14 protein-coding genes are annotated in these 14,315 nt (G+C 62.0%); 13 read left to right on the forward strand and 1 reads right to left on the reverse strand.

All coding sequences use genetic code 11. The features are described from left to right. Window positions 1-590 precede the first annotated feature (590 nt). The 13 genes from cbiE (at window position 591) to GN234_RS15060 (ending at window position 12,628) form a co-directional block, all read left to right on the forward strand. Window positions 591-1,790: a precorrin-6y C5,15-methyltransferase (decarboxylating) subunit CbiE gene (cbiE, locus tag GN234_RS15000; RefSeq protein ID WP_176689595.1), complete on the forward strand. Its 1,200-nt coding sequence runs from the start codon at window positions 591-593 to the stop codon at window positions 1,788-1,790. Then, window positions 1,783-2,880 carry a cobalt-precorrin-5B (C(1))-methyltransferase gene (locus tag GN234_RS15005; protein WP_176688710.1) on the forward strand — a complete coding sequence of 366 codons (1,098 nt, stop codon included), beginning with the start codon at window positions 1,783-1,785 and terminating at the stop codon, window positions 2,878-2,880. The genes cbiE and GN234_RS15005 overlap by 8 nt, the downstream gene beginning before the upstream one ends. Continuing rightward, window positions 2,877-3,605 (forward strand): cobalt-precorrin-6A reductase, encoded by a 729-nt coding sequence (locus GN234_RS15010; protein WP_176688711.1) that lies wholly within the window; start codon window positions 2,877-2,879, stop codon window positions 3,603-3,605. Before GN234_RS15005 ends, GN234_RS15010 begins: the two co-directional genes overlap by 4 nt. A 192-nt stretch (window positions 3,606-3,797) precedes the next feature. Further along, window positions 3,798-4,100, forward strand: coding sequence for a type II toxin-antitoxin system RelE/ParE family toxin (locus GN234_RS15015; protein WP_109752224.1), 303 nt, complete (start codon window positions 3,798-3,800; stop codon window positions 4,098-4,100). Window positions 4,101-4,103: 3 nt separating this feature from the next. Next, window positions 4,104-4,394 carry an addiction module antidote protein gene (locus GN234_RS15020; protein WP_109752223.1) on the forward strand — a complete coding sequence of 97 codons (291 nt, stop codon included), beginning with the start codon at window positions 4,104-4,106 and terminating at the stop codon, window positions 4,392-4,394. Between the two features lie 158 nt (window positions 4,395-4,552). Then, the gene (locus GN234_RS15025; RefSeq protein WP_135843484.1) at window positions 4,553-4,951 is read left to right on the forward strand and encodes a DUF2946 domain-containing protein; all 399 of its coding nucleotides are present in this window, start codon (window positions 4,553-4,555) and stop codon (window positions 4,949-4,951) included. Between the two features lie 47 nt (window positions 4,952-4,998). Further along, window positions 4,999-5,478 carry a copper chaperone PCu(A)C gene (locus GN234_RS15030; RefSeq protein ID WP_176688712.1) on the forward strand — a complete coding sequence of 160 codons (480 nt, stop codon included), beginning with the start codon at window positions 4,999-5,001 and terminating at the stop codon, window positions 5,476-5,478. A 57-nt stretch (window positions 5,479-5,535) separates the two neighbouring features. Next, entirely contained in the window at window positions 5,536-5,934 is a 399-nt protein-coding gene (locus tag GN234_RS15035) for a DUF2946 domain-containing protein (protein WP_176688713.1), read from the forward strand. An 84-nt stretch (window positions 5,935-6,018) separates the two neighbouring features. Next, on the forward strand, window positions 6,019-8,145 hold the full coding sequence (locus GN234_RS15040) for a TonB-dependent copper receptor (RefSeq protein WP_176688714.1): 2,127 nt from the start codon (window positions 6,019-6,021) through the stop codon (window positions 8,143-8,145). 161 nt (window positions 8,146-8,306) lie between these two features. Beyond that, on the forward strand, window positions 8,307-9,686 hold the full coding sequence (locus GN234_RS15045; protein ID WP_176688715.1) for a PepSY-associated TM helix domain-containing protein: 1,380 nt from the start codon (window positions 8,307-8,309) through the stop codon (window positions 9,684-9,686). Window positions 9,687-9,888: 202 nt separating this feature from the next. Then, window positions 9,889-10,677 carry an ABC transporter ATP-binding protein gene (locus GN234_RS15050; protein WP_176688716.1) on the forward strand — a complete coding sequence of 263 codons (789 nt, stop codon included), beginning with the start codon at window positions 9,889-9,891 and terminating at the stop codon, window positions 10,675-10,677. Then, on the forward strand, window positions 10,674-11,621 hold the full coding sequence (locus tag GN234_RS15055; RefSeq protein ID WP_116834068.1) for an ABC transporter substrate-binding protein: 948 nt from the start codon (window positions 10,674-10,676) through the stop codon (window positions 11,619-11,621). The genes GN234_RS15050 and GN234_RS15055 overlap by 4 nt, the downstream gene beginning before the upstream one ends. Further along, complete coding sequence (locus GN234_RS15060; protein WP_116834067.1) at window positions 11,618-12,628, forward strand: FecCD family ABC transporter permease; 1,011 nt, start codon at window positions 11,618-11,620, stop codon at window positions 12,626-12,628. Before GN234_RS15055 ends, GN234_RS15060 begins: the two co-directional genes overlap by 4 nt. Here the strand turns inward: GN234_RS15060 and GN234_RS15065 are convergent. Further along, a complete protein-coding gene (locus GN234_RS15065) occupies window positions 12,603-14,138 on the reverse strand; it encodes a class I SAM-dependent methyltransferase (RefSeq protein WP_176688717.1) in 1,536 nt (511 codons plus the stop codon). The genes GN234_RS15060 and GN234_RS15065 overlap by 26 nt on opposite strands. Window positions 14,139-14,315 lie beyond the last annotated feature (177 nt).

The following is a 14,315-nucleotide window of genomic DNA, read 5'->3' on the forward strand; positions in this document are numbered from 1 at the left end:
GTACGACGTTGGAGGATGGACATTCGTTCAAGGGCAGACCGAGATAAGGCACGCCATGACGGCGAAGGAGCGCCATTATGCCTGCTTTGCCGGGGGTCATGAAAAGCTTGCTGGTCGGATTGACGTGAGATTGCTCAAGAACACGGGCGGCCTGTTCCAATGAGGTTGTCTGTTGCTCGCGATAGCGGTCTGTCTGAAAAGCTGATGCTGAATGGACCGACGCCATCGCGAGCAGGCTCGCTCCCACAGTTTTGGTCTGGTGGTGCACAAACTCTGTGGTTCACCCAAAATCCCCTGTGGGAGCGAGCCTGCTCGCGATAGCGGTCCGCCTGAAAAGGTGATGTCGGATGGACCGCCGCCTTCGCGAGCAAGCCCGCTCCCACAGGTTTGGTCAGGTTGTGCGCAAATCCTGTGTTCACCACAAATCCACTGTGGGAGCGGGCTTGCTCGCGAAAGCGGTCTAGCAGCCACAATGATGTTGCGCCAGGCGCCTGATCCGCCGGGGCGCGGTATGATGGCGGCCCGGTTCGCGGCGGCAACGTCCTGTCGATCAACCCCATTTATTCGAGGAACAGAGATGACCCCCCTGGCTGACCGTAGTGGGCATCGGTGAAGACGGCTTCAAGGGCCTGGGCCGAACGGCTCGCCATGCCTTGCTGCGGGCGTCGCACATTGTCGGTAGCGATCGGCAACTGGCGCTGCTGCCACTGTGTATCAGCGGCGAACGGGAGCTGTGGCCGAGCCCGTTTTCCCTGGAACCGCTGCTCGCTCGGAAGGGTGAGCCGGTGTGCGTGCTGGCCAGCGGCGATCCGATGTTCTACGGCGTGGGCGCCAGCCTGGCGAAACAGGTGCCGAGTGAGCAAATGCTGGTCATCCCCGCGCCCTCATCCTGCTCGCTGGCCGCGGCGCGCATGGGCTGGCCGTTGCAGGACGTGGTCACGCTGTCGTTGGTGGCGCGTCCCCTGGCGGCGCTCAATGGGTATTTATCCACAGGCCTCAGGCTGTTGCTGCTGAGCAATGACCGCCACAGCCCTGCCGCCGTGGCGACGTTACTGCGGGAGCGGGGATTCGGTCCAAGTACCATGACCGTGCTGGAACATTTGGGCGGGGCGGCAGAACGACGGATCGACGGTCGCGCCGCGCAATGGTCCGACGACACCGTCGCCGACCTGAACCTGATCGCCATCGAATGCCGGGCCGAACCGTCGACACCGCGCCTGTCACGCCTGGCCGGTTTGCCAGACACCGCGTTCGAACATGACGGCCAGTTGACCAAACGCGACGTGCGCGCCATCACCCTGGCCCGCCTCGCCCCGACGCCCGGCGAACTGCTCTGGGATGTCGGCGCCGGCAGCGGCTCCATCGGCATCGAATGGATGCGCACCCACCCCAGTTGCCGAGCCCTGGCCATCGAGGCCGACGAGGGCCGCCAAGCCTTGATCGAACGCAACCGCGACAGCCTCGGCGTGCCCGGCCTGCAACTGATTCGCGGGAAAGCCCCGCAGGCTTTGGAAGGACTGGAGCGCCCGGACGCGGTATTCATCGGCGGCGGCGTCACCCGCGCGGGCGTGCTCGACGCTTGCTGGGCCCAACTCAAGCCCGGCGGTCGGCTTGTCGCCAACGCCGTGACACTGCAAAGCGAAACAACCCTCATGCACTGGCGCGAACGTCACGGCGGCGAACTGACCCGCATCCACATCGCCCAGGCCCAGCCATTGGGCGAATTCGACACCTGGCGCCAGGCCTTGCCGATCACCTTGCTCGACCTGGTCAAACCCCTCGATGCGTGACGAAACCGCCGAACAACCCGCCCCCCTGCGCAGCGGCCTGACCACCGGCAGTTGCGCCACGGCCACCAGCCTGGCGGCCGCTCGATTGCTGCTGCGCGGCACCGAAGCCGACGCCGTGGAAATCGTACTGCCCAAGGGCAAGCAAGTGCAGATGCGCCTGGAGTTCTGCCGATTGACCGAGCAAGGCGCCGAGGCCGGAACGATCAAGGACGCCGGCGATGACCCGGACGTGACCCACGGCGCCCTGCTGTTTTCCCAGGTGCGCTTGATCGCCGAGCCCGGCGTGCGTTTCCTCGCCGGTCGCGGCGTGGGAACAGTGACGCGACCGGGGTTGGTGCTGGAAGTCGGTGAGCCTGCGATCAACCCGGTGCCGCGCAAAATGATCAACGACCACCTCGGCCGTCTGGCCGAGGAAAGCGGTTACGCCGGCGGCTTCGAAGTCACGGTCAATGTCGAGGGCGGCGAAGCCCTGGCGCTGAAAACCATGAACCCACGCCTGGGGATTCTCGGCGGCCTGTCGATCCTCGGCACCAGCGGCATCGTCCGGCCGTTCTCCTGCGCGGCCTACATTGCCTCGATCCACCAGGGCATCGACGTGGCGAAAACCAACGGCTACCTGCACATCGCTGCCTGCACCGGCAATGCCAGCGAAGACACCATGCGCCGGGTCTACAACCTGCCGGAAATCGCCCTGATCGAAATGGGCGATTTCGTCGGCGCCGTGCTCAAGCATGTGCGCAAGGTGCCGGTGGAAAAACTCAGCCTCTGCGGCGGCTTCGGCAAAATCAGCAAACTCGCCGCCGGCCACATGGACCTGCACAGCCGTCACTCCAGCATCGACCTGCCACAACTGGCCGAATGGGCCGCCGCCATCGGTGCCGATGAGGCGTTGCAGCAAAGCATTCGCCAGGCCAACACCAGCCAGCAAGCCCTGGCAATGGCCAGCGCCGCCGGCATCGCCCTCGGCGACGCGGTGTGTGAGCATGCGCTGGCCTTCGCCCGCAGTGTGGTGCCGACCCAGGTCCAGGTCGAAGTCTTCGCCATCGATCGCCAGGGCGGGATCGTCGGCCACGCCGGAGCCTTGAAATGAAACGTATCCTGCTGCTCGGTGGCGTCACCGAAGCCCTGGCCATCGCCCGAACCCTCGGGCCCCAGCACATCTACAGTTTGGCGGGCATCGGTCGCGTTCCCACCGACCTGACCTGCCAGGTGCACGTCGGCGGCTACGGCGGCGCCGAAGGCTTGGCGCAGTTCATTCGCGCCGAAGGCATCGACCTGTTGCTGGACGCCACCCACCCCTACGCCGCCCAGATCAGCTACAACGCCGCCCAAGCAGCCCGAGCCTGCGCCATTCCCTGCTGGGCCCTGCGCCGTCCGGCCTGGCAGCCCCAGGCCGGGGACGACTGGCGCGAAGTGGCCGATTGGGCCGACCTGATCCAGGCCCTGCAACCGTTCCACCGGCCCCTGTTCACCCTCGGTCGTGAGCCATTGCAACACCTGCACGAAATTCCGCCCGGGCAATTCTGGACCCTGCGCGCCTTGGATGTTTACCCGGGGAATGAGCGCTGTGAAGTCATCGGGGCGCGGGGGCCGTTTCACATCGAGGATGAGCGTGAGCTGTTTGCGCGGCGGCAGATCGATGTGCTGGTCAGTAAGAACAGCGGGAGTACGGCCACCGAACCAAAGCTTGAGGTGGCGCGGGAGCTGGGGGTGCCGGTGTTGGTGTTGAAGCGGCCGGTGTTGCCGGGGGTAGATCGGGAGTTTGGAGTGGTCGATAAGGTGCTGGACGCTTTATTCGTACCTGACGGGTTCTGAATTCAGCACGCCAACGCGACATTTCCGACGAACTTTCAAGACGGAGCCGGCTGTTTCGTCCAAGACGTTCAACTCTATAGTTCCAATCCTTAATACCCGCCGCAGCACTTGACTGCCATTAAGCATGAACGAGCCGTCTCGCGCCGAGGAAAGTGCTGCTTGCCAATGTGTATCCCAAGGAATACGATCCGAATGATCGAATTTGAACACTCCCGAGTATTTTCAAGCTGGCTTAGCGGGTTGAAGGACATCTCTGGGAAGGCTCGCATCATCGCCAGGCTTCGATCTGCAGAGCATGGAAATTTTGGTGATTGCGAACCGGTGGGCAGCGCAGTATATGAGATGCGTATTCACTCGGGTCCGGGCTACAGAGTGTACTTCTCCCGTCGAGGCCCCGTGTTTTATTTACTGCTTGTGGGAGGTGACAAATCGACTCAGAAACGGGATATCACACGCGCTATTCAAATGGCGCAAACCATGGGCAATGAGGAGTGAATCATGACCGAGGAATTCACACGTTTCGATGCAGCCACCTACCTCAAGACGCCTGAGGAAATGGCCGCATATCTGGATGCCTGTTTTGAAGAAGATGCGGGTGACGGCGTACTGGTTCGAGCAGCTCTTAACGATATCGCCAGGGCAAAAGGCATGACGCAAATTGCCCGTGATGCGGGCCTGGGGCGAGAGAGTCTTTACAAAGCACTGGGAAGTGCGGGTAATCCAGAGTTCACAACTATCATGAAAGTCATGAAAGTTTTGGGCTTGAGGTTACATGCTACAACCATTTAACAAAACGTTCTCCCTCGCCACGAGAGCACTTACTTGAAGATCTGTTGCTACTGTTAAACCCTAGCCCTGCGACCCTACACCGCACGTGGCCTTTTTACTTCTCAACCCCGATCAGGCTAAATACCGCCACCTGATCGCCCAACCGAGCGGATTGCCCCATGTCCCGACAACGGCTTGCATTTGCCTGGATCGCCTGCTTCGCAGTGCTGTTCAACATGCTTGCCATGCCCCTTTCCGGCAGCGGTGGCACGGCGGCGAGTGCACCGACCGAACAAGTGCTGTGGGGCAGCTTCTGTTCCTCCAGCGGCACGAAAATGCTGGCGATTTCCCTGGGCAAGTTCGAGCAGGGCACGCCACAGAAAGACAATCATTCGACGATGCAGCATTGCTGGTGCTGCTCAGGTTCCGCGCCGTTGGTGGCGCTTACCGGCCATGTCCCACAGTTGTATCTGGATGCACAGCTGGCGCATCGCAGAATCGCCCATTCGAAACTCGACAGTCCCACACCGCGCCAGCAATGGCCGAGCCTCAACCCCCGCGCCTCGCCTCTGGTCTGATTCCTTCCGCATAACCCTGCGCCTTGAATCGTTCTGGAGAATCACCCATGTTGAACAGACTCATCCTGTTGGCTGCCCTGCTGCTTCCCGTCGGCTTCGCCCAAGCTCACCAATACAAGGTGGGCGAGCTTGAAATCGCCCATCCGTGGTCCCAGGAATTGCCACCCAACGCGCCGACCGTGGCCGCGTATTTCGTGATTCACAACAAGGGCACCACCGCCGACAAACTGCTCAGCGTCGACTCGCCGATTGCGGGCAAGGCCGAGCTCCACGAACACGTGATGCAAAACGACCTGATGAAAATGCAACCGGTGCCCGTCGTGGATATCGCCCCCGGTGCCACGGTCACTTTCGCACCGATGGCGTATCACGTGATGCTGCTGGACCTGAACGATCGCAGCCTGCTCAGCGATGGCAAACGCTTTGCCATGACCCTGCATTTCGAAAAGGCGGGGGATGTCACGGTCGACGTCGCGGTGCAGAAAAAAGGCCCCGGCGGCGACAAAAACCAGAAGCACATGCACTAAGCGCGTCTGCCCGTGGCTCTTCCTCGCAACAGGTCCGCCGTGCCCCGCCGTCAGCCCATGAGCCTGACACGCGGCAGCTGGCTCAGCCTGTTCGCCATGCTGATGATCTTTATCGGTCCACTGATTTCTCAGTCGATGCCGATGGATCAGCGCATGTCTTCGTCCATGTCCATGTCCATGAGCATGGAAATGGACATGTCGGCAGGAGCCCACGCCGAGCATGCCGCACCAGCGACCGAACACTGCCAGCCTAAGAGCGAGCATCACGCACTGTGGGAAAAGTGCGGCTATTGCAGCCTGCTGTTCAACTGTCCCGCATTGCCGGGTGGCCACACCTTCGCTGTCTTCGACACACCGTCGGCCAGCACCTACACCAGCCCTTTCCCACGCCTGGGCCATGCCCGGCAACCGTTCTTCCCGGGTGCCCGCACCCGCGCACCGCCCCTCGACGCGTAAGCCCGACACTTACCTCATCCCGGTCGCACAAGACAGCCCCAGGCTGCCCGACCGTGTCGTCTACGTCTGTTCGATGGAATTATCATGTCCAGGTTTTCTGCTGGCACCGCTTTGGGCACTGCCCAGGTTCGCTGCCCCCCGAACGAGCCACGGGTTCGTTTACGTCATTCGGTCGCCGCACTGTGCGGCCTGCTGCTCACGCCCTACGTACTTGCCGATGAGCACGAGCATCACGAGGCTCAGCTCGAAGAACTGAGCCCGACAGTCATCACCGCCATCGCCCCCAGTTCGCCCCTGACCGTCGTCACCAACCCCAAGGATCCGCGCCAACCGGTACCGGCCAGTGATGGCGGCGACTACCTTAAGACCATTCCCGGCTTCGCCCTGGTGCGCAACGGTGGCACCAATGGCGACCCGGTGCTGCGCGGCATGTTCGGCTCGCGGCTGAACATCCTCACCAATGGCAGCATGCTGTTGGGCGCCTGCCCAGGCCGGATGGACGCGCCGACCTCCTACATCTCGCCGGAAACCTACGACAAGCTCACCGTGATCAAGGGCCCGCAAACCGTGCTCTGGGGCCCCGGCTCATCGGCGGGGACCATCCTGTTCGACCGCGAGCCGGAACAGTTCGGCGAGCTCGGCACGCGGGTCAACGCCAGCGTGCTGGCCGGCTCCAACGGCCGTTTCGACAAAGTGGTGGATGCCGCCGCCGGTGGACCGCTGGGTTATGTGCGGGTAATTGGCAACACCGCCCATTCGGACGACTACCGCGACGGCAACAACGACACCGTACCGTCGCGCTATGACAAGTGGAACGGCGACGTCACCCTCGGCTGGACCCCGGATGCCGACACTCTGCTGGAGCTGACGGCCGGCAAGGGTGACGGCGAAGCGCGCTACGCCGGGCGTGGCATGGACGGCTCGCAGTTCAAGCGCGAAAGCCTCGGGCTGCGGTTCGAGCGCTCGAACATCGGTGACGTGCTGGATAAGGTCGAGGCGCAGGTCTACTACAACTACGCCGACCATGTGATGGACAACTACACGCTGCGCACACCCTCCGGCACCGGGATGATGGCCGGGCCCATGGCCTCCAACGTCGACCGCCGCACCCTCGGCGCACGTATCAAGGCCACCTGGCACTGGGCCGATGTGCAATTGATCAGCGGCCTGGACGCCCAGACCAACGAGCATCGCCAACGCAGCAGCATGGGCGTGGACACCTATAAGGACCTGCCCTACACCAAGGACGCCGACTTCCACAATTACGGCGTGTTCAGCGAGCTGACCTGGTACGCCGCCGACCGCGACAGAGTCATCACCGGCGCCCGCCTCGACCGGGCCTCGGCCAAGGATTACCGCCAGAGCATCGGTTCCGGCATGTCGGCCCGGCCCAACCCCACCGCCGACGAGACCCGTGCCGACACCCTGCCCAGCGGCTTCGTGCGCTACGAACACGATCTGGACGACAGCCCCACCACCCTCTACGCAGGCGTGGGTCACGCGCAACGCTTCCCCGACTACTGGGAGCTGTTCTCGGCGAACGCCGGCCCCAGCGGTTCGTTGAATGCCTTCGACGCGATCAAGCCGGAGAAAACCACCCAGCTCGACTTCGGCCTGCAATACAAGACCGAAACCCTCGAAGCCTGGGCATCGGGTTACGTCGGGCAGGTACGCGACTACATTCTGTTCGACTACACCCCAGGGATGATGGGCACCACTTCCCGGGCCGAGAACATCGATGCGCGGATCATGGGCGGTGAGCTGGGCGCAGCCTACAAGCTGACCGAGCGCTGGAAAGCCGACGCCACCCTGGCCTACGCCTGGGGCAAGAACAGCAGCGACGGCAGCGCCCTGGCGCAAATGCCGCCGCTGGACGCACGCCTGGGCCTGACCTACAGCGAAGACCGCTGGAGCGCCGGGGCCCTGTGGCGGGTGGTGGCGGCGCAGCACCGGGTCGATGAGAACAAGGGCAACGTGGTCGGCAAGGACTACGGCAAAAGCTCAGGCTTCGGCGTGTTCTCATTGAACGGCGCCTACCGCATCAATAAACACTGGAAGGTCAGCAGCGGCGTCGACAACCTGTTCGGCAAAGCCTACGCCGAGCACTTGAACCTGGCCGGTAACGCCGGGTTCGGCTACCCGGCGAGCGATCCCCAGGCCATCAACGAACCGGGGCGCACGCTCTGGACCAAGGTGGATATGAGTTTCTAAAAACTTGCCCGAAGCAAACATAAAACCTGTGGGAGCGAGCCTGCTCGCGATGCGATCTATCAGACACATTGGTGCTGAATGTACCGCCGTTATCGCGAGCAGGCTCGCTCCCACAAAGGGTTCCATCGTTCAACCCAATTTGCCCTGCGGAGCGCTTTCTAATGAGCCAACCGAAACCCAATTTCTACAACCTGGCCTGGCGCTGGCATTTCTATGCCGGGCTGTTCGTGGCACCGTTCATGGTGATGCTGGCCCTGACCGGGATCATTTACCTGTTCAAGCCGCAACTCGACCCACTGATGTACGGCAGCCTGCTGAATGTGCCCGCCGGCCATCACACCCTGGCGGCGGACGACTTGCTCAAGCAGGTCCGCCAGGCCTATCCCGAAGGCCAGATCAAACAGTATCTGCCGCCGATCAACGCCGAGCGCAGCGCGCAATTCGTGGTGATCGACAAGGGCCGGGAACTGAACGTGTTCATCGACCCGTACCACGGCGATGTCCTCGGCGAGCAGGATGCGAAGAACAACCTGCAAGCCATGGCCCGGGCCATCCACGGCGAGCTGCTGATCGGCACGGTCGGTGACTGCCTGGTGGAAATGGCCGCCGGTTGGGGCGTGGTGCTGGTGGTGTCGGGGCTGTACCTGTGGTGGCCGCGCGGGCAATCGTCGGCCGGGGTGCTGTGGCCACGCTGGAGCGCACGCGGTCGGCTGTTCTGGCGCGACTTGCATGTCGTCGTCGGCTTCTGGGGCGCGGCGTTGCTGTTGGTGATGCTGCTCAGCGGCATGACCTGGACCGGCTTCTGGGGCAAGCAATACGCCAACCTCTGGAACCGCTTTCCGGCGGTGATGTGGAACGACGTGCCCAAGTCCGACGTCGAGGCCGGCAGCCTCAACAACGCCCACCGCCAGACCGTGCCGTGGGCGGTGGAAAATACGCCGATGCCGATGTCCGGCGACCATGCCGAGCACATGGGCCACGGCGGCATGCACGAAGGCCCCGCCGCCCCGACCGTCAGCCTGCAAGCGGTGCAGAACATCGCCACCGAGCGCCAGGTCGAGCCCGGCTACAGCATCACCTTGCCGACCACCTCCACCGGCGTATTCACCATCGCCGTGTTCGCCGACGATCCGCGCAACGACGCCACCCTGCACGTGGACCAATACACCGGCAAGGTCCTGGCCGACGTGCGCTGGGCGCATTACAGCGTCGTCGCCCGCGCCACCGAAACCGGCGTGATGCTCCATGAAGGCAAGATGTTCGGCCCGCTGAACCAGATCATGGTGCTGCTGATTTGCCTGATGATCCTGCTCAGCGCCGTGAGTGGCGTGGTGATCTGGTGGAAGCGCCGGCCCCAGGGCAAGTTCGGCGTGCCGCCGCTGCGTCACGATCTGCCGACCTGGAAGACCGGGGTGTTCATCATGCTGGCCCTGGCGCTGGTGTTCCCGCTGGTGGGGGCTTCGCTGGTGGTGGTGTGGTTGCTGGACCGGCTCGTCAGCCGGCTCAATCGCCAGCCTGAGATCGCTTCATCTTCAAGCTGAAGACGGTGCATTAACGGAAGGCGGCGCGAAACCTCTACAATCGCGCCCGCTATCAAGCCGCAACCACAGTCCGAATGGTGGGAGCGAGCCTGCTCGCGATAGCGGTGGATCAGCCAACAGAGATGTGACTGACCTACCGCTATCGCGAGCAGGCTCGCTCCCACAAGAGGCTGTGTGTCGATCCAATAATTTGAGTAGATGCATGACCTCGCTAACCCTCTCCCACCTCGGCTGGACGCCCCTGGGCCACGGCCACTGCCATCACCAGTTCCAGCTGCGTGACGTGACGTTGCAGGTGGCGGCCGGGGAGTTCGTCGGCTTGATCGGACCCAATGGCAGCGGCAAGACCAGCCTGTTGCGCTGCGCCTACCGCTTCAACCGGCCGGAACACGGCGAGGTCAAACTCGAGCATCACAACGTCTGGAGACAGTCCTCGCGCTGGTGCGCCCAACGCATCGCCGTGGTGCTGCAAGAGTTTCCCGATGCCTTCGGCCTGACGGTGGAGGAGGTGGTCGCCATGGGTCGCACGCCCCACAAAGGCCTGTTCGACGGCGACAATCACGACGACCGCCGGCTGGTGCTCCAGGCATTGGAATCGGCCGGGCTTGCAGGTTTTGGCGAGCATGCATTCGCCACCCTCTCGGGCGGTGAAAAGCAACGGGTGATCCTCGCCCGCGCCCTGGCCCAGCAGCCGCAATTGTTGATCCTCGATGAACCGACCAATCACCTCGACCCCCACTATCAATTGCAATTGCTGCAACTGATCAAGGGCCTGGGCATCGGCACCCTCGCCAGCCTCCACGACCTGAATCTGGCCGCCGCCTTCTGCGACCGCCTGTACGTGATCGAACACGGACGCATCGTCGCCAGCGGCACGCCCAAGGATGTCCTCAGCGCCGAGCTGCTGCGTGAGGTGTTCGGCGTCGACGCCCTGGTGGATGAGCACCCGCTGTCCGGCTACCCACGAATCACCTGGATAACCCAACCATGACCTTGCGTTCCCTGCTGTCGCTCGCCCTGCTGCTGGGCAGTGCCCACGCCCTGGCCGAGGCCACCCGCTACCCGCTGACGATCCAGAGCTGCAACCGCCAGGTGGTGTTCAACGAAGCCCCCCGACATGCCGTCAGCCATGACATCAACATGACCCAGATGATGCTCGCCCTGGGCCTCAAGCCACGCATGGTCGGCTACAGCGGCATCAGTGGCTGGAAGTCGGTGACGCCCGAGATGGCGAAGATCCTCGATGGCCTGCCGGAACTGGCGGCCAAGTACCCGTCGGTGGAAACCCTGCTCAGTGCCAACGTCGACTTCTTCTTCGCCGGGTGGGACTACGGCATGCGAGTGGGCGGCGACCTGACGCCGCAGACCCTGCAACCGCTGGGCATCAACGTCTACGAGCTGACCGAGTCCTGCGCGTTCGTGATGAAACGCCCGGCAGCCTCGCTGGAAGACACCTACAACGATCTGCGCAACCTCGGAAAAATCTTCGACGTCCAGGATCGCGCCAACGAACTGATCGCCACGATGCAGGCTCAGGTGGCCGAAGTGCGCAAACACCTGCCTACCGACCAGCCCCGGGTGTTCCTGTATGACAGCGGCGAAGACCGCGCCATGACCTCCGGCCGCCTGGGCATGCCCCAGGCCCTGATCGATGCCGCCGGTGGACGCAACATTCTCGATGACGTGGAAAGCAGTTGGACCCGGGTGAACTGGGAGAACGTGGTCGAGCGCAACCCGCAGGTCATTGTGATCGTCGACTACGGCGAAGTCAGCGCCGAGCAGAAGCAGCAGTTCCTGCTGAACAACCCGGCCCTGCAATCGGTGGAGGCGATCAAGCAGCGGCGCTTCATCGTCATTCCTTACGTGCAGGCCACGCCGGGCATCGATAACGTGCTGGCGGTGCAAACCCTGGCGCGGGGGTTTCACCGCCAATGAACGGTCGTCGTTATGGCGCCCTGTTGGTGCTCCTCGGCGCGCTGATGCTGGTGTCGTGCGTGGTATCCCTGGGCTTCGGTCCGGCGCGGGTGCCGGTGGCGGTGGTCTGGGACATCTTGCTGAACAAGGCTTTCGGCTTGGGCGAGGTGCATTGGACGCCGGGGCAGGAACATATTGTCTGGCTGATCCGCGTGCCGCGCCTGCTGCTCGGTACCCTGGTGGGCGCTGGGTTGGCATTGATCGGCGCGGTGCTGCAAGCGGTCACGCGCAATCCACTGGCCGATCCACACCTGCTGGGCGTGACGTCCGGTGCGACCTTGGGCGCGGTCATCGTGGTGCTGCATATCGGCGAAATCATCGGCCTGCTGACCCTGCCCCTCGCTGCGTTCATTGGCGCACTGCTGAGCATGCTGCTGGTGCTCGCCATCGCTGCCCGCCAGGGCCGCCTGGAGAGTGACCGGTTGTTGCTGTGCGGCGTGGCAGTGTCCTTCGTGATGATGGCGGCGGCCAATCTACTGCTGTTCCTGGGAGATCACCGCGCCAGCTCCGCAGTGATGTTCTGGATGCTCGGTGGCCTGGGCCTGGCACGCTGGGAGCTGCTGGCAGTGCCGGCGGCCAGTGTATCGCTGGGGCTGGTGTTACTGCTGGGCATGGCCCGGCCGCTGAACGCGTTGATGGCGGGTGAACAGACCGCCGTGACTTTGGGTTTGAACGCGGCGCGGGTACGGCTGTGGATCTTCTTGATCGCGTCGCTGATGACCGGGGTGCTGGTGTCCATCAGCGGCTCAATTGGTTTTGTCGGGCTGATGGTGCCGCACATTGCCCGGCGTTTGGTCGGTGCCGAACATCGCCGGTTGCTGCCGGCCTGCGTGCTGTTGGGCAGCCTGTTCCTGGTGTGGGTGGACGTGGCGGCGCGGACGTTGATCGCCCCGGAAGACTTGCCGATTGGAGTCGCTACCGCAGCCATTGGCGGGCTATTCTTCATCGGCCTGATGCGCCGTCGCTGAAAAAATGCTTCTTTTTGTACACGCCGAATAGCTCGGTCCCCAGGCCTCCATTACGAAAATGCTCAAGTTCCGCTCGAACCATATCAATGACCAATTCCTGGTCTTCAGCGTCTTCAAGATGAAAATTTCCACTGTAGGCAAGATTAACCATTCGCCAGAGGAAGCAGTTGGTGCGGTAAACATCTACCGGTTGTAGCCAACGCTCAAGGAGCGCGGTAATTTCCTCGCTTCGAATCCCCTCAAAACACCCAATCGAATGGTCCTTGTCTGGAATGACAGCATCGACAACCTGAGTGTCGGCATTTAATCGGTAGCGCGCTGGCAAGGAAGAGAATGCTGCGTCAGCAGCCATTATTGCGTCGGGCCACAAACGATTGCCATTACGTCCCACGGCCTCCCCCACACTCCAGAACTCCCCATCATTTTTCAAACTACGGGAGATAAAGAGCATTACCTTTTCCAGCTCCACCAAATGATGCAATGCCGAAACACAAATAATGACATCCCACTGTTCACCGGTAGGCACCAGGTTATTCGCATCCGCCACGATCAAATCGAGGCTGATCCCTGGCGGAAACTGCTTTGCCGCGATTTGGAGCAGGTCCTCATTGATATCCAGCAGTGACCATTCGACGCCTTCGGGAATAGCCGCTGACAAACCCGCCTCTATCCGCGCGGCGCCACTGCAGATTGACAAGACCTTTATTGCCCCGTGGTCCGTGACTTTTTGGCGTAGCCTCGCTTGAAAATCAGGCGGAGTTTGCGGGACGTTCGCCCTCAGGAGACGAGTCGCATAAGAGTAGGCGGCCTCTCCTTCAAACGGCTCCGAAATGACAATGTCAGCCTGCGCACCAAACCCTTGCGCCTGAGCCAGTCCGTTTAATTGGCGAACGGTGCGAGCAACGCCCATTGCAGTTTCACTCTGTCGCTCCTGAACGTTTGAGTAAAACGCGTTCCGGTAGACGCTACTGAAGTGTGCTATCTCGTTTTTCATGCGCATCTGATGATGGGTTTTCGCCAGAAGCGCCTTCATCTGTCCCTCCCTGGCGACACACAAGTCAGCTATCGCCAGCCAGTCGGCCGTAGGATCGTTCTGCGCACCAGGCCCGCACTTTATCAAGAGACGGCCACGCATCCCTGCCAACCAAGCCAAGTCCAAATCCACCGTCCTCCATTCCGACGGTGTATATCCTGCGCAAAAATGAAAAGTTCCAAGTTGAAATTCGGCTTGAGCTTTATCATCGAAAAAAACAACTGAGCATGTGAGCCCATCCAAACTGATGCTGGGTAGAGCAGCCGAAAAACGAACGTGTAACGTTGAATCAGGAAACACCTTCAGCTCACTACTTCGAAGGTGCTCTCCAGCGATGAGAATCAGCGAATATCTTGCTTCTCTCAAGTGCGCCACATGCATCCATGTCGGATGCTCGGCCAGTTTAACGTCAGGCAACACGTCAAAAACCGCCGTCTCATCGAGAAGAAAAAAGCTTGCAACGCCAGCGTCATTCAAACGGATTTCCCCTCTTCAGAATGGCAGAAGAGTCAGCATAGTCGGGCGGTCGAAAATCTCACGTTGAATTAACCCTTATCCACGCCCCAATGCAGAGCGCCACATTGCACCAGCGCCGGTGATACGGTCACTGATGGTGCATTGTCGTTTTCCTCTCCCGCCGCCAACCCCGCATTT

Source organism: Pseudomonas bijieensis (assembly GCF_013347965.1).
In the GTDB taxonomy this organism is placed as follows: Bacteria; Pseudomonadota; Gammaproteobacteria; order Pseudomonadales; family Pseudomonadaceae; genus Aquipseudomonas; species Aquipseudomonas bijieensis.

What these genes read in the sequence shown, in the direction of transcription:
- GN234_RS15010 (WP_176688711.1), top strand. Translation starts at nt 2,877, where the DNA reads ATGAAACGTATCCTGCTGCTCGGTGGCGTCACCGAAGCCCTGGCCATC.
- GN234_RS15035 (WP_176688713.1), top strand. Translation starts at nt 5,536, where the DNA reads ATGAGCCTGACACGCGGCAGCTGGCTCAGCCTGTTCGCCATGCTGATG.
- GN234_RS15015 (WP_109752224.1), top strand. Translation starts at nt 3,798, where the DNA reads ATGATCGAATTTGAACACTCCCGAGTATTTTCAAGCTGGCTTAGCGGG.
- GN234_RS15060 (WP_116834067.1), top strand. Translation starts at nt 11,618, where the DNA reads ATGAACGGTCGTCGTTATGGCGCCCTGTTGGTGCTCCTCGGCGCGCTG.
- GN234_RS15030 (WP_176688712.1), top strand. Translation starts at nt 4,999, where the DNA reads ATGTTGAACAGACTCATCCTGTTGGCTGCCCTGCTGCTTCCCGTCGGC.
- GN234_RS15020 (WP_109752223.1), top strand. Translation starts at nt 4,104, where the DNA reads ATGACCGAGGAATTCACACGTTTCGATGCAGCCACCTACCTCAAGACG.
- GN234_RS15055 (WP_116834068.1), top strand. Translation starts at nt 10,674, where the DNA reads ATGACCTTGCGTTCCCTGCTGTCGCTCGCCCTGCTGCTGGGCAGTGCC.
- GN234_RS15040 (WP_176688714.1), top strand. Translation starts at nt 6,019, where the DNA reads ATGTCCAGGTTTTCTGCTGGCACCGCTTTGGGCACTGCCCAGGTTCGC.
- GN234_RS15050 (WP_176688716.1), top strand. Translation starts at nt 9,889, where the DNA reads ATGACCTCGCTAACCCTCTCCCACCTCGGCTGGACGCCCCTGGGCCAC.
- GN234_RS15045 (WP_176688715.1), top strand. Translation starts at nt 8,307, where the DNA reads ATGAGCCAACCGAAACCCAATTTCTACAACCTGGCCTGGCGCTGGCAT.
- GN234_RS15025 (WP_135843484.1), top strand. Translation starts at nt 4,553, where the DNA reads ATGTCCCGACAACGGCTTGCATTTGCCTGGATCGCCTGCTTCGCAGTG.
- GN234_RS15005 (WP_176688710.1), top strand. Translation starts at nt 1,783, where the DNA reads ATGCGTGACGAAACCGCCGAACAACCCGCCCCCCTGCGCAGCGGCCTG.